The organism is Arthrobacter sp. 01N442 (genome assembly GCF_056399345.1).
Map to the genome: position 1 here is coordinate 126,058 of NZ_JBFTRD010000003.1, position 21,969 is coordinate 148,026.

14 protein-coding genes are annotated in these 21,969 nt (G+C 70.6%); 2 read left to right on the top strand and 12 right to left on the bottom strand.

Features of this window, described 5'->3' with window-relative positions; genetic code table 11:
• The first annotated feature begins 101 nt into the window (after positions 1-101).
• Positions 102-1,871: a sensor histidine kinase gene (locus tag AC1DNC_RS06325; protein ID WP_476861709.1), complete on the top strand. Its 1,770-nt coding sequence runs from the start codon at positions 102-104 to the stop codon at positions 1,869-1,871.
• Positions 1,864-2,535 carry a response regulator gene (locus AC1DNC_RS06330; RefSeq protein WP_476861710.1) on the top strand — a complete coding sequence of 224 codons (672 nt, stop codon included), beginning with the start codon at positions 1,864-1,866 and terminating at the stop codon, positions 2,533-2,535. The genes AC1DNC_RS06325 and AC1DNC_RS06330 overlap by 8 nt, the downstream gene beginning before the upstream one ends.
• A gap of 92 nt (positions 2,536-2,627) precedes the next feature.
• Here the strand turns inward: AC1DNC_RS06330 and AC1DNC_RS06335 are convergent, their stop codons facing one another.
• The 12 genes from AC1DNC_RS06335 to AC1DNC_RS06390 all read right to left on the bottom strand — a co-directional run bounded on the left by AC1DNC_RS06335 (position 2,628) and on the right by AC1DNC_RS06390 (position 21,921).
• On the bottom strand, positions 2,628-3,149 hold the full coding sequence (locus AC1DNC_RS06335; RefSeq protein ID WP_476861711.1) for a hypothetical protein: 522 nt from the start codon (positions 3,147-3,149) through the stop codon (positions 2,628-2,630).
• A 98-nt stretch (positions 3,150-3,247) separates the two neighbouring features.
• Entirely contained in the window at positions 3,248-3,751 is a 504-nt protein-coding gene (locus AC1DNC_RS06340; RefSeq protein ID WP_476861712.1) for a GNAT family N-acetyltransferase, read from the bottom strand.
• An 87-nt stretch (positions 3,752-3,838) separates the two neighbouring features.
• Entirely contained in the window at positions 3,839-4,669 is an 831-nt protein-coding gene (locus tag AC1DNC_RS06345; RefSeq protein ID WP_476861713.1) for an inositol monophosphatase family protein, read from the bottom strand.
• Entirely contained in the window at positions 4,666-6,969 is a 2,304-nt protein-coding gene (gene ligA / locus AC1DNC_RS06350; RefSeq protein ID WP_476861714.1) for an NAD-dependent DNA ligase LigA, read from the bottom strand. Before ligA ends, AC1DNC_RS06345 begins: the two co-directional genes overlap by 4 nt.
• Positions 6,970-7,069: 100 nt before the next feature.
• Positions 7,070-11,515, bottom strand: coding sequence for an FtsK/SpoIIIE domain-containing protein (locus tag AC1DNC_RS06355; RefSeq protein WP_476861715.1), 4,446 nt, complete (start codon positions 11,513-11,515; stop codon positions 7,070-7,072).
• A complete protein-coding gene (locus AC1DNC_RS06360; RefSeq protein ID WP_476861716.1) occupies positions 11,512-12,216 on the bottom strand; it encodes a hypothetical protein in 705 nt (234 codons plus the stop codon). Before AC1DNC_RS06360 ends, AC1DNC_RS06355 begins: the two co-directional genes overlap by 4 nt.
• A gap of 69 nt (positions 12,217-12,285) precedes the next feature.
• Positions 12,286-13,959: a serine/threonine-protein kinase gene (locus AC1DNC_RS06365; RefSeq protein WP_476861717.1), complete on the bottom strand. Its 1,674-nt coding sequence runs from the start codon at positions 13,957-13,959 to the stop codon at positions 12,286-12,288.
• Positions 13,956-15,599 (bottom strand): FHA domain-containing protein, encoded by a 1,644-nt coding sequence (locus AC1DNC_RS06370; RefSeq protein ID WP_476861718.1) that lies wholly within the window; start codon positions 15,597-15,599, stop codon positions 13,956-13,958. The genes AC1DNC_RS06365 and AC1DNC_RS06370 overlap by 4 nt, the downstream gene beginning before the upstream one ends.
• Positions 15,586-16,530: a PP2C family protein-serine/threonine phosphatase gene (locus AC1DNC_RS06375; RefSeq protein WP_476861719.1), complete on the bottom strand. Its 945-nt coding sequence runs from the start codon at positions 16,528-16,530 to the stop codon at positions 15,586-15,588. The genes AC1DNC_RS06370 and AC1DNC_RS06375 overlap by 14 nt, the downstream gene beginning before the upstream one ends.
• Complete coding sequence (locus tag AC1DNC_RS06380; protein ID WP_476861720.1) at positions 16,527-18,029, bottom strand: RDD family protein; 1,503 nt, start codon at positions 18,027-18,029, stop codon at positions 16,527-16,529. The genes AC1DNC_RS06375 and AC1DNC_RS06380 overlap by 4 nt, the downstream gene beginning before the upstream one ends.
• Entirely contained in the window at positions 18,026-20,593 is a 2,568-nt protein-coding gene (locus tag AC1DNC_RS06385) for a transglutaminase-like domain-containing protein (RefSeq protein ID WP_476861721.1), read from the bottom strand. Before AC1DNC_RS06385 ends, AC1DNC_RS06380 begins: the two co-directional genes overlap by 4 nt.
• Entirely contained in the window at positions 20,590-21,921 is a 1,332-nt protein-coding gene (locus tag AC1DNC_RS06390) for a DUF58 domain-containing protein (protein ID WP_476861722.1), read from the bottom strand. The genes AC1DNC_RS06385 and AC1DNC_RS06390 overlap by 4 nt, the downstream gene beginning before the upstream one ends.
• Positions 21,922-21,969 lie beyond the last annotated feature (48 nt).

The following is a 21,969-nucleotide window of genomic DNA, read 5'->3' on the forward strand; positions in this document are numbered from 1 at the left end:
GTGCCTTTGCCTCAATTGATTGGCATACTGCTTGTTGGACGCATTTTGCGCATTTTGCTCACAGGCTGTTGACGCCGCCGGAACACCAAAGGAGGGCCGCCGTGCAAGCCCTCAAAGCCCGCACTCCCCTGCGGTTCACCACCCAGACCCTGCTGCTGCAGCTCGGCGTGGTGGCACTCGTGGTGCTGCTCAGCAGCACCGTCCACGCGTGGCTGACCTACGACCGGCTGGGCCGGGAGGCGGAGAACCAGGCACTGACCCTGGCCCGGACGGTGGCGTCGGACCCGGCGGTCCGGGCCGAGGTGCAGCAAATCAGCGCCCGTCCCGGCACCCCTCCGGCGGCCGAACTGCTCGCCGGCCCGCTGATGGCCGCCGCGGAGGGTGCCCGGGCCCGCACCGGCGCGCTGTTCGTCGTCGTCACCGACGAGACCGGCCTGCGCCTGGCGCACCCCGACGCCGACCGGCTGGGCCAGCGCGTGAGCACCGACCCGTCCGAGGCCCTCTCCGGCAGGGAGGTCACCACCCGGAACACCGGCACGCTGGGCCCCTCGGCCGGCGCCAAGGTTCCGGTCTTCGCGCCGGGCTCCAGCACCGTGGTGGGCGAGGTCAGTGTGGGCTACTCCACCGAGTCCATCGCCCAAAGCCTGGCCCGCGACATCGTCCCGATCGCGCTGACCGCGGCCGGTGCCCTGCTGGCCGGTGTCCTGGTCTCCTTCCTGCTGCGGCACCGGCTCCGGCGGCTGACCCTGGGCTTGGAGCCGGAGGAAATCAGCACCCTGGTCCACGACCAGGTGGCCGTGCTGCAGGGCGTGGACGACGGCGTGATCGGTGTTTCCGCCGACGGCCGGATCAGCGTGTTCAACGCGGCGGCGCGGCGGATGCTGGACCAGCCCGATCTCGCCGGCTCTGCGTGGGCGGCGGCCCCTGTGCCCGTCCCGCTCAAGGCCCTGACCAGGGACGACGCCGCCGAAGGGGACGCCGTGGAGTTCCTGGCCGGCGGCCGCGTGCTGGTGGCGAGCGCCCGCAAGGCCCTGCACGGCCGGGAGGACCTCGGCTGGGTGGTCATGCTCCGGGACCGGACCGAGCTCCAGCAGCTCACCCGCCAGCTCGACGCCGTCGGCACCTTGTCCACCGCCCTGCGAGCCCAGCGCCACGAGTTCGCCAACCAGCTGCACACGATTGCCGGTTTCATGAGCATCGGGCAGCACCAGCAGGCCCGCGACTACCTGGCCCGGCTGGCGGCCACCGGGCCATTGAAGTTCCCGGTGGAGCAGGCCGAGCTGCTGCAGGACCCCTACCTGCAGGCGTTCCTGGGCGCCAAAGGGGTGGAAGCCGACGAGCGCGGCGTCGGCCTCCGGCTCGGCCCCGAGACCCTGGTGCGCGGCCACGTGATCGAGCCGCAGGAGGTCACCACCGTGCTCGGCAACCTTATCGACAACGCCGTGAACGCCGCCGTCGCCGGCTCCGCGGCCGAGCGCTGGGTGGAGGTCGAGGTACTCGACGCCCCCGGCGACGGCGCTGCCGCCGGCACCCTGCACATCATCGTGGGCGACTCCGGCGACGGCCTGCCCGGCGGACGCGCTACCGGCGGCGGCGCGGACGGCGGCGGCGCGGACGGCGCAGAGGACGTCTTTGCCGAGGGATTCACCACCTCGGGGCAGCCGGCCCGCGCGGGCGCAGGCCAGGGCTTGGGGCTCGCCCTGGCCCGGCAACTGGCCCGGCGCCGCGGCGGGGACGTGACGGTGCTGGACCCGGGCAGGCCGGGCGGACCGGGAGCCGTGTTCATGGCCACCCTCCCGGGGACCATCGCCGGAACCGTCCACGAGGAGCCGGCAGAACGAGATATGACCGAAGGAGACAACGATGTCTGACGATTTCCGGGTCCTGATTGTGGACGACGACTTCCACGTCGCCAAGCTGCATGCGGCCTACGTGGATTCCGTGGCGGGTTTCCTGGCGCTGCCGCCTGCCGGCTCGGCATCGCAGGCCCTGCAGTCCATCCACAGCCTCCGCCCTGACCTGGTGCTGCTGGATGTCTACCTGCCGGACGCCTCCGGGCTGGACCTTTTGCACCAGCTGGATGTGGACACCATGATCCTCAGCGCCGCCTCGGATGCGGCGTCAATCCGTGTCGCCTTCCGGCGCGGGGCCCTGGGCTACCTGCTCAAACCGTTCACGGCCGAGTCGCTCTCCCAGCAGATGCGCTCGTATGCGCGTTACCGCCGGATCCTGGCCCAGCCGGGGAACCTCACGCAGGAGACCGTGGAGCGGGCCAAGCGTGCCCTCATCCCGGGCGATGTCACGGCTTCCTCGCGGCCCCGGTCCGCCACGGAGGCGGCGGTGCTCGAGTCGCTGGAACCGGGGGAACAGTATTCGGCGGCCGAGGTAGCCGCCCGGGTGGGTGTATCCCGGGCCACGGCACAGCGGTACCTGTCCTCGCTGGCGGACGACGGCGCCGTCGACATCCAGCTGCGCTACGGCACGACGGGCCGGCCCGAACACCGTTACGGCGTGCCGGCGGGCGCGGGACGCTAGGGGTTGCCGCCGGACGCCGAGATGACAGTTCGCGGCAGTGTTCTGCGGTAACACTGCCGCGAACTGTCATCTCGCGGGAGGCACGGGCGGGGTCAGGCCGCGATATCCCGGTGCTTGTGGAAGGCGTTGCTGCGGGCGTGTTCGTGGACGCGGCCCAGGGCTTCGATCTGCGACCGGCCCTCGGCTGTCAGGTCGGCGAATCTGGCTGGCAGGAGCCCGAGTTCCGGCGCAAGCTCCTCCAGCGTCTGCCAGCCGCCGATCTTGGCAAGCACGGCGGCGCGCATCAGTTCGGATTCCAGCACCAAGGTCATGGGCGACCGGCTCAGCAGCCGGCCGTTGAGCTTCAGGCGGCCGGCGTGTTCCCCAAGCCAGGCCGCGGCCTGGCGGTGCGGCCGACGGCGAATGCCCAGGTCCCGGATCAGCCCTTTGAGCAGCTCGCGCTCGCGCCGGATCTCCCCGGCCAAGCCGGCAAGTTCGGCGTGCACAGGGGTGTCGGTAAAGTCCTTGGCCATTCGCTCGATCCTGCCCAGCCCGGCGGTGGCGCCGGTCAGGTGGTCCGACAGGTAGAGGCCAAGCAGTTTCTTGTCGAGAGTGTCGGGGATGCGCGGTGCCATGGATCCTCCAGCTGTACTCGTGCTGTTGCCAGCGTGCGTCAGGGGATGGTGCCTTGGCTGAATACCCTACCCGGAGCGCGCCGGGCCGGCAGCTCCGGCTAAAGGTCCAGGCGGTAGACGAGAAGTTTGATGTCCGTGTCCGGGACGAACCAGTCGCGTTCGGGGACGCGCTGGAAGCCGGTTTTCCGGTACAGGCCGTGGGCGCTCTCCCAGGTCAGGCCGGTGGTCAGTGCCACGCCGGTGATACCGGGAAGCGCCCGGGCATGCTCGATGATGGCTTCCACCATGGCCTTGCCGGCGCCGCTGCGCTGCACCGCGGGGTCCACCACCAGCATCCGGAACTCCAGCTCATCCGCCCGGGCGATGTCCGCGTAGGGCTCCCCCGCAACGGCGAGCGTCACCGACCCCACGATCCGGCCGGCGCGCTCCGCCACCCAGATCGTTGCGTTCTCGTGCCGCTGCGCGACCTGCTGGATCTGGCGCATGTACGGGTGGTCCGCGTCCTCGAAGTGGCCCGCGGCGAGGTAGGCGTCGCGGGTGATGCGGGCGACGGCGTCGTAATCGGCCGGGACGGCGGGACGGACGAGGATCTGCGAATTCACCTGTCCATGCTACGGCGCTGCACGGCGGCCGGGCCGCCAAACGCAAGTTTCCGTGATTGAACTATCAGTTCCGCCCAGAGCGCCGTGTCAGAGCGGGAACTTGCCGGAGAGCTCCAGGGGTCCCGCGCAGGTCCACGCCGCAAGCCGCTCGTCGTCGGAGGGTCCGCCGTCGAGCACGCTGGTGAGCCGGGGGCGGCGCACCCAGCAGCCGGCTTCCTCGGCGATCAGGGCGCCGGCGGCGAAGTCGTGTTCATTGAGGCCGCGTTCGCCGTAGGCATCGTGCGTGCCGTCGGCTACCAGGCACAGATCCAGCGCCGCGGATCCCAGCCGCCGGACGTCGGCGAAGCCGTCCATCAGTCCGCCGAGCGCGGAAGCCTGCTCGGCCCGGACCGCCGGGTCGTAGCTAAAGCCCGTGGCCAGGATCTGGCCCGCGCGGCCGGGCACCGGGCCGTTCAGGGGCGTGCGTTGCCCGTTCTCCTCGAGCCATGCGCCGTGGCCGCGGGAGGCGTAGTAGACCCGCCCCAGCGCGGGGGCGTGCACGACGCCGGCCAGCCAGGCGCCGTCGGGGCCGGCAACCGCCACCGAGGTTCCGTAGTAGACGATGTTGCGGATGAAGTTGGTGGTGCCGTCGAGCGGGTCGATCGACCAACGGAAGCCGCTGGAGCGCCCGGGAAGCACCGTGCCGCCTTCCTCGCCCGTGATCGCATCCTCCGGACGGGCCCGGGTGATGACCTCGCGGACGGCGGCCTCGGACGCGAGGTCGAAGGACGTCACCCAGTCCCCCGAGTCGCCCTTGTTGCTCACGTCCAGCGCTCCCGCGTTCCGGGCCGCCAGCACAGCGGCGCCGGCAGCCGCGGCCTCGCGCGCGAGTGCCAGGAACGCGTCAGGCGCGGGGAATTGCTCCGTGCCTGAGGTCATTCGGCGGCTTCCTCGTCGTCTCCGTCTTGGGCCGCCGCTTCGTCGGCTCCGTCGTCTGTTCCGGCGTCGTCTGTTCCTTCGGCGGCGTCGCCGAGCCCGGCCGGACCGTTGGCGAGCAGCGCACGAAAGCCGTCCTCGTCCAGGACCGGCAGGCCCAGCTGTTCCGCCTTGTCCAGCTTGGTTCCCGCGTTCTCGCCGGCCACCACGTAGCTGGTGTTCTTGGAGACCGAGCCCGCCGCCTTGCCGCCGCGGATCAGGATCGCTTCCTTCGCCTCATCCCGGCTGAAACCTTCCAGGCTTCCGGTGACCACGACGGTCAGGCCTTCCAGGGTGCGCGGGGTCGACTCGTCGACCTCGTCCTCCATCCGGACGCCGTCGGCCGCCCAGCTGTCCACGATCTCGCGGTGCCAGTCCTCGGCGAACCATTCCTTGAGCGCCACGGCAATCACCGGTCCCACGCCGTCGACGTGGGCCAGTTCCTCTTCGGAGGCCTGCCGGATGGCGTCCATGGTTCCGAAGGCGGTGGCCAGGGCACGCGAGGCGCGCGGACCCACGTGCCGGATGGAGAGCGCCACGAGGACGCGCCAGAGCGGCTGGGCCTTGGCCTTTTCGAGCTCGGTGAAGAGCTTCTCTGTGCTGGCGGTCGGCTTGGACGGGACCTTGGCCGTGCCCTTGGTGTAGAAGTACGGCACCAGCTCGAACTCGCCCGTTGCCACACCCTTGGAGCGCTTTTCGCGGCGGATCCGGACCCCGGCGAGGTCCTCGGGCTTGAGCCGGAACAGGTTCGCCTCGGTGGTCAGCGGCGGAACCTCGGGCTCGGTCGGCTGGGTCAGGGCAATAGCCGCCTCCCAGCCTAGGGCCTCGATGTCGAAGGCGCCGCGGCCGGCCAGATGGAAGACGCGTTCGCGCAACTGCGCCGGGCAGGACCGGGCGTTGGGGCAGCGGATGTCCACGTCGCCTTCCTTGGCCGGCGCGAGCGGCGTGCCGCAGGAGGGGCATTCGGTGGGCATGACGAAGTCCCGGACCGGCGGATCCTGCTGATCGCGCAGGGCCAGCACCGGGCCGACGATTTCCGGAATGACGTCCCCGGCCTTGCGCAACACCACGATGTCGCCGATCTTCACGCCCTTGGCCTTGACGACCTCCTGGTTGTGCAGCGTGGCCATCTCCACCGTGGAGCCGGCCACCTTGACCGGTTCCATCACGCCGTAGGGGGTCACGCGGCCGGTCCGGCCCACGTTCACGGCGATATCCAGCAGCTTGGTGTTGACCTCTTCCGGCGGGTACTTGTAGGCCACGGCCCAGCGCGGCACGCGGGAGGTGTAGCCCAGGGCCCGCTGGGTGGCGAGGTCGTCCACCTTGACCACGATGCCGTCGATCTCGTGGCTGAGGCTGTGCCGTTTGTCGCCGTAGCGCCGGATAAAGTCCAGGACTTCCTTCAGGCCGGGCAGCACCTCGAAGTACGGGCTGGTGGGCAGGCCCCACTCGGCGAGCTGGCGGTAGGTGTCGGACTGGCTGGCGGTCGCCAGGCCTTCACGGGCGCCAATGCCGTGCACGTACATCTTCAGCGGCCGTTTGGCGGTCTCCGCCGGGTCCTTTTGGCGCAGCGAACCGGCGGCGGCGTTGCGCGGGTTGGCCAGCGGCGCCTTCCCGGCCTCGATCAGCGCCTCGTTGAATTCCGCAAAGGCCTTGGACGGGATGAAGACCTCGCCGCGGATCTCCATCTCGGCCGGGAAGTTCCCGCCTTTGAGCTGCTGCGGGATTTCCTTGATGGTCAGGACGTTGTGGGTGATGTCCTCCCCCGTGAAGCCGTCGCCGCGGGTGGCCGCACGGACGAGCACGCCGTCGCGGTAAAGCAGGTTGACGGCGAGGCCGTCGATCTTGAGTTCGGTGAGCCACGACGGCGGGTTGCCGCCGTTGCCGAGCTTGGCGACGCCGGCCTCGGCCTTGGCGATCCAGGCCTCCAGCTCCTCGAGCGAGAACACGTCCTCGAGGCTATACATCCGGGTCAGGTGTTCGACGGCGGCGAAGGCGGCTGAAACCTCGCCGCCCACCTCCTGGGTGGGCGAATCGTTGGCGACCAGCTCGGGGTGCATCGCCTCGATGGTCTCCAGCCGCCGGAAGAGCTCGTCGAACTCCGCGTCGGAGATGATCGGGGCGTCCTCCTGGTAGTACGCGAAGCGGTGCTTGCGGACCTCTTCGACCAGTTCCTCGTACTCGGCGCGGATGGCCTCCGAGGGAACCAGTTCCCCGGCCGGGCTGGGGGTTTCGGTCTCTGCTGCTGTCTTCCCTGTGCTCACAGACCTATCCTGCCCTAGATCCCGGACATTGTCCGGTCAGGAGCGGGTACTGCCGCCCAGCACAAGGAGCGCCCTCCATTGGCTGTCTGATGCCCGGCGGCTAGTTGCGGTTCTCCGGCGGCAGGGCGATCTGGAGCTTGCGGACCTTGCCGCGGCCCACGATGTAGCCGCGGCCCGGGATGAAGTCGCCGCTGATCCGGCCCAGCGAGGTGCTGAGCAGGCTGTCGCCGTCGATTTCGCCCGGGTTGAGCAGCAGTCCCCGGCGGCCGGACTTGAACGGTTGGGCGAGGGACCAGGCGGAGGACCAGGTGGACGTTTCGGATTCGCCCACCACCCACTGCTCGGCCTTGATGGACGCCGTGACCAGCCGGCCGATGCCGGATTCGGCCAGGGTGTCGGTGAAGTCGGTCAGGCCCTCGATGAAGATCGCGAGCTTGCCCGGCGTGCCGGTGGAGTAGTCCACGAGTTCGTCGATGGCCTCTTCGACGTCGTCCGAGCCCACCACGGATCGGTCCCAGAGCTTCAGCGACGCCGCGGCGGAGCGCCGCGAGCCGAGGTAGATCAGTTCCACGCCCGGGTTGGAACGACGCAGCGCGTAGGCAAGGGTCACCAGCGCCACGGTGCGGCCGGAGCCCGGCGGCCCGGCCAGCAGCAGCGGGCCCTTGGCCAGGATCTCGGCCGGCTGCAGCGTCTCGTCGTCGACGCCGATCACCGGCAGGTCCGGGCTTCCCGCGGGGAGCACGTCCAGGTCCACCGTGTCCGGCAGGCGTTCGATCTGCGGCGCGCGTTCCACGCCCTGGCGCAGCATGGCTTCGCGGAGTTTGTGCACCTCACGGGCCTGTACGGCCAGGTTGGAGTTCCCGCCGAGGACCGCCAGCTGGACCTCGAGGTTGTCCAGCAGGCCGCGGCCCGGCGGGGTGCCGGCCCCGAGCACATCCTTGGGCACGTCCATGGACAGGTAGTCGTCCTCTGAGGAGAGCCGCAGCACCAGCCGGCGCTGGATGGAGGCGAGCAACGATGCCGGGACCGCGTTCGGCCGGTCGCCGCTGACCACAAGGTGGATGCCGAGCGGGCGCCCGTCGGTGGCCAGCTGCAGGAAGATGTCCCAGAGCGCCGAGAGCTTGCTGTATTCGTAGGCTTCGCGGAACGCGGACATGCCGTCCACCAGGACGAAGATGCGCTTCTCGCCCGGCATGTTGGCCAGCTGGCGGTACTCCACGATGGTCGCGGCCCGCACCTCGGCGTAGCGGGCCGAACGGTCGTCGGCAAGGTCGCGCAGCCAGCGCAGCAGCCGGCCGACGCGTTCGACGTCGTCGCCGTTGATGATCTCGCCGACGTGTGGCAGCGCGTCGAGCATTTTGAGTCCCGAGGAACCGCAGTCGATGCCGTAGACGTTGACCGGACCGCCGCGCGGGGTCACGGCTGCGGCGATCGCGATGCTGCGCAGGGCGGCCGACTTGCCCGAGCCGCCGGTGCCGTAGATGGCCATGTTTCCGTCGCGGTCGGGCTCGTAGAAGACCGTCGGCTGGTCCTGGTGCGCGGGGTCGTCCGCCACGCCCAAAAGCAGCCGTTCGTCGGTGCGCGGGTTCGGCAGCCGGGAAAAGTCGTAGGTGGTGGCGAGTTCGTCCAGCCAGGGCTTGCGGGGAGGCTCGATCGCGAGCACGTCCGCGGCCTTGATGATATTGGCGGTCATCCGGGCGATGTCGTTGGGCCCGGCGGGTTCTTCCCGCACCGGGGTTTCGGCCGCGGGGGCGGCCCAGGCGGCGCCGGAACCGAAGGCCATCTCGACGACGTCGATCTGCGGCCGCTGCGGTTTCTCCGTGGTCCAGCCGCCGGCATAGCCGGTCTGGAAGCCCTGGATCCGGCCCGGTCCGGTCTTGGCTGCGCCGCGGCCGGGGATGGACGGGTCGAAGTACGCCGCGGTGGGGACGCCGAGGATGTCGACGGCGTCGTCCTCGTCGGCCATGCGCAGGGCCACGCGCAGGTTGGTGTTGGCACGCAGGCTGTCCTTGATGACGCCGGCAGGCCGCTGGGTGGCGAGGATCAGGTGCAGTCCCAGCGAGCGGCCGCGGGCGGCGACATCCACGACACCGTCGACGAACTCGGGAACCTCGGTGGCGAGGGCCGCGAACTCGTCCACGATGATGATCAAGTAGGGCGGGGCCTCCGGATCGGCCTGGCGCTGGAGTTCCAGCAGGTCCTTGGCCTTCTTGCGGTTGAGCAGCCTCTCGCGGTGGTGCAGCTCGGCCCGGAGCGAGGTGAGGGCGCGGCGGACCAGGTGCGGGGAGAGGTCCGTGACCAGGCCCACGGTGTGCGGCAGGTGCAGACAGTCAGCGAACGCGGCGCCGCCCTTGTAGTCCACGAACAGGAAGCTCACCCGGTCCGGGCTGTAGGCCGCGGCCATGCCCATCACCCAGGACTGCAGGAACTCGGACTTGCCGGCGCCGGTGGTGCCGCCGACCAGGGCGTGCGGGCCCTCGTTCTTCAGGTCAAGGTAGAGCGGCTCGATGCCCTTGGAACCCACCAGGGCACGGAGCGTGCCGTTGTCCTTGCGGTTGGGCTTGGCGGTGGCGTGCACGGAGTTGTTCTCGCTCCAGCGGTCCGCGACGGCCTGCGGGTTGTCGAGGAAGTCCTTGCCGATCAGGGTCGCGTAGGACACCGCGCGGGGCAGGTCCGATTCGTCCTCGAGCGGCTTGCCGACGTCAACCACCGGGGCGAGCATGCGGGCCAGCTGGGCCGCGAGCCCGGCGTCGAGGCTCTCGCAGCTGACCGGGAAGGTGTGCCGGCCCAGCCGGACCTGCCCGGTGGTGGTGCCGTGTTCGCCGTCGACCGCCATGAAGTCTCGGCAGGCTGCCGGGAGCTGCTGGACGGACCCGGCCACCCACATGACGTGCACGCCGGAGTCCGGCCCGCGCTCCAGGACCCGGGTGAGCCGCCCGCGGTCCACCGGGGCGTCGTCCTCGACCACCAGGAGCACGGTTGGCAGCTGCGGGGCCGGGGTGTCCGCGTCCTCGCCCGCGAGGCCGGGGCGCAGTTCCGGGCGCGGCGACTGGGCCACGGCCTCACGCTGGTCGATCAGGTCCTCGAGCTTGGACAGCAGCGCGGAGCCGCCGGCCGGGCCCGCGGCGAGGTGGTCGCCGCTGAGCGGGCTGTGGCCGGAACCGGCGTGCGGCAGCCACTGCAACCATTCCCAGCGTTCCTTGGACTGCGCCGAGGTGATCGCGGTGAGCACCACTTCGGCCGGCGAGTGCAGGCCCACCAGTTGCAGCACCATGCCGCGGGCCACGTCGTCGACCAGGCCGCGGGCGCCGGCCAGGCCGAACGAGCCTGCGGTGCGCAGCTGCGAGACGATCGGCACGCCCTCGATGCTGCCGAACTGGGACATGCACTGTTGGATCTCCGCCATGTACTCGGGTTCGGTCTCGTTGCTGTGCGGCTCCTCGAACTCGATCCGGGACGGCGCAGTGCCGAGGCCGAACCGCAGCCCCAGGAAGCCGGCATGCTCGGGCCGATGGGTCCAGAGCAGCGGGCCGAGCTTGTAGATGGAGTCCACGGTGTCGCTGACGGACGGCGCTTCCTGCAACCTGACCGAGCGTTCCACCTTTTGCAGCGCGGTGATGTCGGCGCGGAATGCCGCCATGGCGGCGCGGAAGGACTTGAGTTGTTCCTTGCGCTCGCGCTTGCCCTGCATCTTCTGGTCCACGTAATGACCGACGATGAACAGCGGCATCATCAGCATGAAGATCACGGACATCATGTTCTGCGTGACGGCAAAGAGGACGGCGCCCATCATCAGCGGGGCCACCAGCATGATGTACGGGAACGGGTGGTGCTCCTGGCGCTTCGGGCCGGCCGGCAGCGTGCGTTTGTGCGGTTCGAAGCGCGGCACCACGCGGGGCGAGCGGTTGAAATTGATCAGCGGCGAGCTTGGCGCCGCGCCCTGGCTGCCGCCCAGGGACACCACGGAAACGGTGGTGTCCCCCAGCGTGACGGTGTCCGAGGAGTTCAGCGTGGCGCGGCTGACCGGCAGGCCGTCCATCAGCAGGCCGTTGGCGGAATTCGTGTCCACGATCTCGACGGTTTCGCCTACCGTGATGCGGGCGTGCCGTTTGGAGGTCAGCGGGTCGGTCAGCCGGACGTCCACGTCGCGGTCCCGGCCGATGTAGCTGGTGCCGGAGGGCAGCGAAAATTCCCGGCCGACGTCGGGTCCGGAGAGGACGCGCAGGGTCGCCGCCGCGGGTCCCCGGTTCGCCCCGGGCACCGTGAACTGTTCGCTCACCTGGGTCAGCGAGACGATTGACCCGGGCCGCAGCCCGGACTCCAGCAGGTTGTCCTCCCGGTTCAGGACGCTGCCCTTGGTGCCGCCGGCGGCGAAGGCCTCCTCGATGCTGAGCGTGAGGTTCGACGGCGGCACGGTTCCGCGGCGGGCGGGGTCCGCGGCCCAGAGCTCGGTGGCGATGTCCGCCACGGTGGCCAGGCCGTCGACCGTGACGGCGAGGTCCTTGGCTTCGGCGGGGTCGCGGCGCAGGGTCAGCCGGATCCTCATGCGTTGTCCGCTCCGCGCTGGGTTTCGAGCAGCACCAGGTCGGCGGGAGTGACGAGGTGGGAGGTCACGGCGTGTTCCACGAGTCGCGCGCGGCGGTTCGTGGCGAGCCTGCCGGCGCCGCCGCGCAGCCCGGCGACACCCACCCGGTCAAGTTTGTCGCACACGTTGTCCAGCTTTCTGTTGAACCGGGTCAGGGCCCAGCCCAGGGTCTTGGCCGCTTCGGCGGAGGAGGGGATGGCGCTGAAACCGGTTCCGTCGCGGCGGAGCATCGGTTCGGCCAGGGCCACGATCAGGGCCTTCTGCGAGTCGGTGAACACCACGGGTCCAATCGTGGTGTCTCCGCCGCTGTCCTCGCTGCGCGCCTCCTGCCGGAACGCCGGGGTTCGGAGGTGGACGGCAAACTCATAGGTGGTGGGGCCGGCGGTGAAGATCACGTTGGTGTGGCTGAAGACCAGCGGAAGGCGGGCCCCCGGCGCGAGCCACGCCTGCATGCCACCGGAGGCGTCGGCGACGGTGGCGGAGAGCATGCTGCCGACGTTGCTGAGCCACCAGATGCCGTCGTAGCGGGCAATCTGCAGGAACTGGCGGTGCAGGTAGGGGTTGTCGTCCACTTCGAGGTCGCCCTCGCGGCCGATGCTGAAGATGTCCTCGTCGGACGGCTCGTGCCATTCGCCGCAGAAATCTATCGCTAGGTCCGCCATTGTCGATGTCTCCTTAGTGGGCAATATGCCTGAGTGTTCTCGGGTGTGCCGCGGGCCGGGGTGCCGCGCTCAGGATTTCCTGGCGCAGGCGATGGAGTCTTGTTCCATCGGCGAGGACGCGCCGTCGGAGCGCACGATCATCACCTGGATGCAGGTCTCCCCCGCCGGGTTGGGCGCCACCTGGACCTTGGGAGTGGTGGTGGCTTGGAAGTCCCCGTTGCCCGTCGGCGAGTAGGTCCGCCATTTGTAGCTGTCCTTGGGCTTGGGCTGCGGGTTCTTCCAGGTGAAGGTGAGTTTGCCGGAACCGTCAGCCCGGCCGGAGAGCCCTGCCACGTCCGGGACGGTGCCGTTGTCCAAGGCGTCGGCAGGCGGCTTGCTGGGCTGCTCCGACGCCTGGGGCGCCGGCGCGGGCCGGGTGGACCCCGCGATGATGCCGACGACGGCGGCAGTGGCCAGGACCACCCCGCCGACGATCGAGAGCACGAGGTTCCGGCGGCCGTGGCCGGCTGCGGCCGGCTCGCCGGGTCCGCCGGCTGTCCCGTCGGCTTCGTCCGGCGCCGCGACGCTGGAGCGGTTGATCGTGGCCGCGACGTCGTCGTCGTGCGCCGGACGCGGAGCGGTTGGAAAAGCCGGCGGCACCGCGAAGCGCTGGCCGGCGGCCGGCCGCTGGATCGTATCCGGGTCGGTAACGCGGTTGGTGTCCCAGGTGCCCGGATTGGCGGAGGTCGTCGCGTTGTCCGGCGACGTCGCGGATTGCACCCGGGCCGGGAAGGTGGGGCCGTGGCCGGTGGCGTCCGGGTCGATCGCCGCGACGCTGCGGACGCGGGTTTCCTCGAAGGTGTCGTCCGGGTGCGGCTCGTCGGGGCGGGGTTCTTCGAGGACCTCGAACGGCGTCACGGACAGGTTCAGCTCGGCCTGGATGCGTTGCAGCGCTAGCGCGAAGGCGTGGGCGGAGGAGTACCGGGAGGCGGGCGACTTGGCCATTGCCGTGGCCAGGGCAAGCTCAAGGGACTCGGGTACGTCTGCGCGGCCCAGCTTCGGCAGCGGGAGGTTGGTGATGCGCGAGATCAGTTCACGCTGGGAGTTGTCCGCACCCGGCAGCACGAACGGGGACCGCCCGGCCAGCAGCGTGTAGAGCGTGGCGCCGAGCGCCCAGACGTCCACCAGCACGCCGTCGACCTGCCGGTCGCTGAACTGTTCCGGCGGGGACCACGGGATGGACATGCCCGCGTCTTCGTCCTGGTCCCCCGCGAGGGTGCCGGAGATGCCGAAGTCGGTGAGGGCGGGCCGGTTGTAGTCCGTGACGAGGATGTTCGCCGGTTTGATGTCCCGGTGCGCGATGCCTGCGCGGTGCGCGGTCTCGACGGCGGAGGCCACCTGGATCCCCACCGCCAGGACCTCGTCCACGCTGAACCGCTGGCGGCGGTAGCGCACGTCGAGGCTTGGCCGGGAGCAATACTCCATGGCCAGGTAGGAGTGCCCGGCGTCGGTGATCTCCGCTTCGAAGATCGTCACGATGTACGGGTGCGAGGACAGCTGGGCCATCAGGTTCGCTTCGGACTCGAAGCGGCGGCGGGCGCCCTCGGTTTTGAGGTCTGAGAGCAGCACCTTGACGGCGACCTTGCGGCGCGGCCGGTCCTGTTCGTACAGGTAGACGTCCGAGAACCCGCCGGAGCCGAGCGGGCTGAGGTACGTGAATCCCGGGATGGTGGGCGGCGGAGCCGCCGGACGCTTGGCGTTCACAGGAGCTCCTCGAAGCGCAACTGGACGCCGTCGCCCAGTTCGGCGATGTCGCCGTCGAACAGGATCGCCATCTCGCCCTGGGCGAGCCGGCGCGGGGCCTGGCCCTCGCGCAGCAGGACCGTGCCGTTGGTGGCTTTGAGGTCGCACAGCATCACATGCCAGCCCTCCAGCCGGACCTCCACATGCGAGCGGGAGATGTCGCCGCCGGGGCTGGCCACCTGGACGAGTTTGGGCATCACGGCGCCTTGGACGCGGGACACGGAGGGCTGCCGGCCCACGATCAGTGACTGGTCGAGGTCGATCAATTCGCCGGTGGACAGGCGCACCCGGCCCAGCCGCGGCCGGCGGATCTGGACTCCGTCGCCGGGCAGCGCCTCGCCGCAGTAGGCGCACTGGCCGTTGGTGGGCGGGTTCGCGTGGCCCTGCGGGCACACCCGGGCCAGCACCATGGGGCCGGTGCCCGGATCCTTGATGGTTGGGGGCTGTTCGGACCTTCCGGCCGCGCGCCCGGCGAGCTCGCTCTTCATGATGGTCTGGCCGTCGTGGTCGGCATCGCCGGCCTGCCGCTGCGGGGCCGGTGGGGTAAACAGCGACGGCGGGGCCACGGGGCCGGGGCCGCGCGGCGTCGGCGGCGTGGCGGGGTCCGCCTGCTCGCCGCCGGTGCGCCAAGGCACCGAGTCGATGAGCCCGGCGGGGATACCCGGTCCGCTCGCTGGTGCCGGCGCCGGGGCCGCCGCGGGTTCCTCCGCCGGAGCGACAGCCGCTGCGGGCGCTTCGGGTTCCCCGGCAACGGACGGTTCCGGCGCGGCGGCGCTCGGCGCTGGTTCCTCGCCCGCCTCGGGATCCTCGCGCACCGCGGCGTCCTCAATGTTCCGCATCACCGTTTGTTCCCAGAGGTGGTCGTAGCTGCCGGTGGGCTCCTGTTCTGCCGGTTCCGGATCAAACACCGCGGCGGCTTCCGCGTCGGAGCCGGCGTCCGAGCCGGCGTCGGGTTCCGCCTCGGGTTCCGCGCCAGAACCGGCGTCCGGTTCCTCTTCCGGGAACTCGAGCACCGTGTCGGTAGAGCTGCCGAGCTCGCCCTGATCGGCGGCGACGTCGGCCTCGGCGGCGGCCAGCAACTGGTCATCTACGACGGCTGCCTCCGGCAGGGCGGTGACGTCGCCGGTCCGGCCCCAGCGCAGGCCCTCCAGCAGGACCACGCCGTCGCCCAGGGGCAGCCGGCGCGTCAGGACACCAGCGTCCTGGGGTGCTGCAGCGCCGGGGATGGCAAGGCTGAACTCCTCGGCGGTCATGAAGCGCCGTTCGGTCCAGGTGCTGACGTCCCTGCCGCTGAGCGCCACGGATTCCCCGCCGTCGAGCCGGACGTCCAGATCGATCTCGCCGCGCAGGAAGACCTGCAGCGCTCCGTGGAACCCTACGATCCCGAACCACGGCAGCCGCGCGAGGGAACCGCCCGAGGCCGCGGTCACGGCATCCAGCACCTCATGGATCTCCGGGTTTCGGGCCAGCAGCGCCCAAAGCGAGTCGAGCAGCCCGCGGTCGGTGTCCGGGCGCAACAGCACCGCCGTTCCGGACCGGACCACGCCAAGCCAGGTCCCCGGCGTGTAGCTAAGTTCCGCCGGGCGGTTAGCGGGCGCCACGGGGCTCCTCGCCGGCGCCCATGTCCAGGACCTCGGTGCGCGGCAGGGTGTTCTCGTCTTCGGCTTCGGCCGAAGTGCGCGGGGCGGTCTGCGCGACGTTGTCGTGGGCCACGTTGCTGGCGTCCACCACGATGCAGGTCACGTTGTCGCGGCCGCCGGAGCGCAGGGCGGCCTGGATGAGTTCGTCCACCGCTGCCTGGGGGTCGGTCTCGGCCACGAGGATGCGGGAAATCTGCTCGTCGTCGAGCTCGCCGTTGAGACCGTCCGAGCAGACCAGGATCCGATCGCCTTCCTCGACGGGCAGCAGCCAGTAGTCGGCTTCGGTCTCGTCTCCGGTGCCGAGCGCGCGGGTCACCACGTGGCGGCGTGGGTGGACCGCGGCCTCGGCCTTAGTGATCTCGCCGGCGTCCACCAGTTCCTGCACCTCGGAGTGGTCCACGCTCACCTGGCTGAGTTTGCCCTGGCTGAGCCGGTAGGTGCGGGAGTCGCCAATGTTCAGGACCAGCCAGTACGGAACGCCTGACTGCTCCACCACGACGACGCCGGACAGGGTGGTGCCGGCCCGGGAGCCGGTGGCTTCGCGGATGCCGGCGTCGGCTTCGAGCAGGTACTGCTGGACGACGGCGGCCGTGGCGTCCCGCTCCCCCGTGGCGAGCTGGGGGATCTCGGAGAGGGTGCGCACGCAAATGCCGCTGGCGATCTCGCCGGCCTCATGGCCGCCCATGCCGTCCGCGACCGCGAACACCGGATCCGCGGCGATGAAGGAGTCCTCGTTCATCTCCCGGCGCAGGCCGCGGTCCGTGCCGTAGCCGCAATTCAGCCGCAGGCTGGGGGCACTGGTGGGAGCACTGCTGGCGGCACTGCTGGGGGTGTTTCCGAGTGAGGCTGCGGGTGCCTCGGCAGGAGGAACGGATGCCGGCTGGGATGTCATGCCTGTCCTAGGTAGAAGGAGCGGTCACCGAAGTGCACGGTGGATCCGGGGCGTACGTGGGTGGGTTCCCCGGGTGCCAGTGCGGTGCGGATACCGTCCGGCGTCGTGACCGCACTCCCGTTGGTGGAGTTGCGGTCCGTCACCCAGATGCCGCCGTTTCCGGCCAGCACATGGAGGTGGGTCTTGGAGATGGAGCGTCCCGGATCGGCCACGGGCAGCAGCTGCACGTTTTCCTCGCCGGGGTGGCCGGCCGGGTTGCGCCCGATCAGCGCGCTCCGGTCCAGTTCCACTTCCCGGCCGTCGTCGATCCTGATGCGCGGGATGGCCACGGTGACCGGGACGGAGCTGTCGCCCCGGACCTGGGTGCGGTCGTGGTCATCGTCCGGGTGCGGGCTGAACGCGCGGCTGTTGACGGACTGGCTGCGGGCGGCCTCGATCGGTGCGGGGGCGGCGGCCGGCGGGCGGAAGGACACCGGCTGGAACTCCGCGGGAGTAGACGGCTTAGCAGCCACCGCAACCGGCGCGGGCGCAGCCGGCGCGGGGGCGGACGCGACCGCGGGCGCGGGCGCCGGCTGCGGCTGCGGCTGGAGCCGGGCCGCTCCGGCCACCGGCGAGGCGACCTGCTGCACCGGCGGCAGGTCCAGCGGGGCAAAGCTGTAGGGGCCTTGGATGCCGCCGGTGGTGATCGGGTTGCGGCCGGCCTTGATGTCGAAGACCAGGGTCTTGGCGGCGGTGTCGTGCCAGCCGCGCAAGCCGCTGTTCGGATCCCAGGTATTGGAAACCACCACGAGCACGGCCCATCCGACTCCCACCAGGGCGAGCGGTCCAAGGATCACCAGCGCGGCGCCGAACCACTGGAACACCACCACCAGCACGGCGGCCAGGGCAGCCAGCAAGAGTCCGGCCCCGGTGATGAGTCCGCGGAGGAAGACAGCTCCGCCGCCGGGTGCGTAACCGTCGGCGTCGGCGCTGCGGATCCCCACGAGGCGGTTGCCGAGGGTGGTGCCGGAGCGGGCTTCGATCATGGCCTGGACCAGCGTGTAGACGAGGGTGGCCCCGAGCCCGATGCCGCCGAAGAGCACCAGCGAAGAGGTGTTGTAGATGATGGAGCCGCCGCTGCGCGTTTGCGTGACACCGGCGAAGCCGACGGTGAAGAGCACCACAAGGAGCGCTGCGGGGCCAATCCAGTCCAGCACTGCCGCGCCGAGCCGCTTTGCTGCAGTTGCGGGAACCAGCTCAAGCTTGTTCGGCAAAACGGTACCTCCCCCTTGTCCGCGGACACCCTGGCTGTTCGGCTGCACTCCGGCAGGCGCCGGGCCGGCGGTGAACGAACCGCCGTGACCGGAAGGCGCTACCGGGATAGTACCCGGTGCTGGCTCCGCACGCGCGGCGTTGCGCGCCGAGCGGTTGCTCAGCGGCGCCGCACAGCTTGTGCAGAAGGCGGCGCCGGGCCGGATCGGCTGGTGGCAGCGCGGGCAGCGCTCGACGTCGTCGCTCATGGCTCGTTGCGGTTCTTCCTGGCTGTTCCCTGTGGTTCCGGGTGCGGACCGGGCTCCACTGTACTAGCTGGACCGAAGGCGGCCGGGTCAACGGCTGCCGGACCGGATGCCGTAGCCGCGCTGCCGGGGCCGCCGGCGGCGGGGCGTCGGCCGGGCAGGACCGGACGGGGTCCACGCAGCTTGAGCGCGGCCCGGCCGTCGGCCAGCAGGGAACGTGGCGAAAAGCGGGCCTGCTGGCGGCGCCAGAAGCCCACCGTTCCGGTCATCTCCTTGAGTGAGCCGTCCACGATCTCCCAGTATTCACGCACCTGCTCCTCACTCGGTTCCCCCGCCCCGAAGATGGCGGCGTCCGCCCGGTGCGCGAGCAGCGTGGTGGTGCCCTGGCTTGCCGGGAACGCCTCGCCGAGCACGACGGCGGACTCCCGGCGGGTGGCGCGGTTGTCCACCCCGGCGCCGAGGTCGGTCGCGAGACTCAGCACTTCGCTCCAGCCGCCGCCGACGCGCTGCGCGGGGTGCCCGTCGGTGAAGCGGGCCTTCCGGCGGCGGGATTTCAGCAGCGCGATAAGCAGCAGCGGCAGCGCGAGGACCGCCACCGGTATCAGTGCCGTACCGATCGCGGCCAGCAGGGGTCCCCAGAACAGCCAGGGATTGTTCTTCTTCTGGTCCGCGTCGAGCGCGTCCGGTGTGGAGTCCGGCGGCAGTTCGGCCGGTTCCTGTGGCGGGGGCGGGGGCTGCAGGACCTGCGGCTTGGGCTTGGACTTGTTCTCCGGATCCGGCGGGATCGGCACGTTGTCCTTGGGCGGCGTGGGATCGAACGACACCCAGCCCACCCGGTCGAAGGCGACCTCAACCCAGGCGTGGACGTCCTTGCCGGTGATCTGCACTTCGCCGGCGCCGTTTTCCGGGCCCTTGGGGTCCGGGTAGAAGCCCATCACCACGCGGGAGGGGATGCCCAGGTGGCGCAGCATGAGGGACATCGCCACGGCGTACTGCTCGTCGTCGCCAAGCATCTGCTTGGCCGTGAGCAGGCTGCGGATGCGGTTGGCACTGTGGCCGGAGACGCTGGGCAGCTGCCCGTCGGCGATCAGGCCGTTGCTGAAGGCGCCCTTCTTCTGGAAGTGCGCCTCAATCTGCCGGACCCGGTCGATCGCGGTGGGCGCGTCGGCGGCGAGGTCGTTCGCCTGTGAGCCGACCACCGGCGGGACCTCGGCCGGATCCGGCAGCGTCATTTTGGCGAAGTCGTACTGGGTCAGCTGACCGTGTTCGAGCATCGCGGGGTCGGACACCTGGACGCTGTAGGAATCTCCCTTGGCGAGCCCGCGGGTGGTCACCGCGGTGTCCGTGCCGGAGTTGAAGTAGAGACCGGAGGCGGCGCCCGAGCCGTCCCGGTCGAAGCTGATGCCGGTGGTCTTGCGGCCGCCCGGCAGGAAGTAGCCCTGGTAGTCCTCGATCGTGATGCCCAGGGTGTAGTTGTTCGTGGGCACGACGCCGGTGGAGTCCGCGAGCGTGTTCAGCGACTTCGCATCGCCCACCTTGCTGAAGCTGCCCGAGCCGTTGGGATCCATGTTGTAGTTGGTGCCGTTGAAGGCGTCCAGGGCGGCGAGGCGTACCCGGCCATCCTTGGGCAGGCCCTTGACCAGGAAGAGGTTGTCATCCTTCTTGTCTTTGACGAAGTTGCGGAAGCTCGCCAGCGGGGTGACGTAGTCCTTCGGGTCGAACGGGGGCACGATCGCGTTGCGCAGCACCTTCCGGTCGTCGTCGGCGGTCACCAGCGGGGACGCGACGGCGGTGATCCCGACGGCGACGGCGATCACCGCTGCGGCGGTGCCCACCCGGCGCAGCCGCGCGGTGCGGGCGGCGCCCTGGTCTGTCTCCGGCCGGTTTACCGACACCGCGCGGGTGTCGCTGCGGCGCAGGGCATCGCGGCGGAACGTGGCCCAGGCGATTGCCACCACAGTGAGTGAGATGCCGCGTTCCACGGTGAGGAAGCCGGCGTTGGTGCTGAACGCGATGCCGGTGATGAACAGCAGCAGCACCGGGAGCAGCGGCCAATAGGGGCTCTTGAGCCGCCAGATCAGCAGCCCGGCGGCCAGGGCGGTCAGCAGCGAGCTCAGGAACGGCACGATCAGGGTCCCGCCGGCGGTCCCGACGGGCACGCCGACGGTCAGCATGTCCTTCCAGGCGAAGACCACCCCCACCAGCAGCGTCCGCAACGATTCCAGCGTGGGCAGCACACCGGCGATCGAGGCTTCGGGGACGGCCAGGGCTGTGCCGAAGACCAGGTAGGCGCCCACGGCCAGCGCGGTGGTGATCAGCACGCCAAGCCGGAAGTGGACCTGGGCGGCCGCGACGCCAAGGCCCAGCAGGATGCCGCCGAAACCGGCGGCCAGGTAATAGGGGTCGCCGCCGAAGCTGAGGCTGAAGCCGAGCACGCCGAGCCCCAGCAGCACGGTGAGGGCGCCGGCGTCGAGCGCGTAGTGCCAGCCCGGCTGCCCGTCGGCGAAGCCGGAGCGGCGGGCTGCCGGCGCGTTCTTCCGGGGCCGGAGGCCCGTGGCGCCGCTCATGCTGCCGCCTTCCTGAGCACGATGGCCAGCTCGCTGAGATCGCCCAGGGTGAGCACGGTCAGGTCCGCGATGTTGGCCCGGGCCGGCGCGGCGCCGGCCTGGATGCGGACCGCGAGGCTGCGCACCCCGGGCGGCACCGAGGCGGCGGCGGAGCGCAGCTGGGTGGGGGTGACGTTGCTGCCCACCACGAAGAACACCACGGAGGCGTTGGGCACCGTGTCGGCCAGGGTCCTTGCCAGGTCGACGGCGGTCTTGCGCTGCGGGGCGCCGACGATCCGGGTCATGTCGTCGAGCATGTTCCGGCCGGTCTGGCAGCGCAGCGGCCCCTGCTGGGTGAGGACGTCGAGGTCGCGCTGCTCCCGGATGGCCTGCAGCCCGATCGAGGCGGCGGCGGAGACGGCCAGTTCGAATTCCTCCTCGGAGGCGTATTCGTCCGTGTTGGTGGAGAGCGAGATGGCCAGGTGCGCCCGGCGGGTTTCCTCGAACTGGCGCACCATGAGCTTGTTGGTCCGGGCCGTGGTCTTCCAGTGGATGTGCCGCCGGTCGTCCCCGGGCACGTAATCGCGCAGCGCGTGGAACGAGACGTCGGCGCTGGAGAGATCGGTGGTGGGCATGCCCTCGAGGTCGCGGATGAAGCCGGCGGCCGAGCCTGCCAGGGCCACGGTCCTGGGGTGGACAAAGAGGTCAACGGGCTCGGTCCAGAGCACCTGCCGGCGGAGCAGGTGCAGCGGGTCGGCGCGCACGGAGCGGACCGGGCCCACCACAATCACGGCGCGGCGGGCGGTGGGGATGGTGAAGAGATCCTCGTGGACCTGCCCGGGTTTCATCCGGGGCAGGTGGAACACGGCGGTGGCGGCGCCGACCGGAAGTTCCAGGGACGCGGGCAGCAGCGGACGGGCGGAGGTGTTGGACACGTCGATGCTGCCGACGGCGCTGTCCCCCACGGCCACCCGGGTCCGGGCGAGGTCCAGCAGCACGCCGTAGGAGGAGCGGCCCAGGATGAAGCCGACCGCCAACACCAGCAGGACGAAGGCGGCGATCGCGGCGGCCTTGGCTTCCTGCCACCCGTAGGCCTGGCCGACGCTCCACAGCAGCACCGAGGCCGCCAGCACGGACCAGCCCAGCACGCTCACGACGGAGAGGACGGGCCAAAGGTGCCGGCGGTAGCGCTCCCGGACGGCGCGCGCCGCCGGACCCAGCGCCAGGGCGGCGGTGCTGCGGGCCTCGGCCCAGACGGCGGAGGGGTGCAGCCGGGCTGGCGCTGCGGCCCGGGACAGGGGCCGCTTCAGGCGTTCAGCAAGCCGGGTCAACGGAGTGCTGGTGGACATATCGGTGCCTTTGTTCGTGCAGGTGTTCGTGCATGGTGCCGGGGTGGC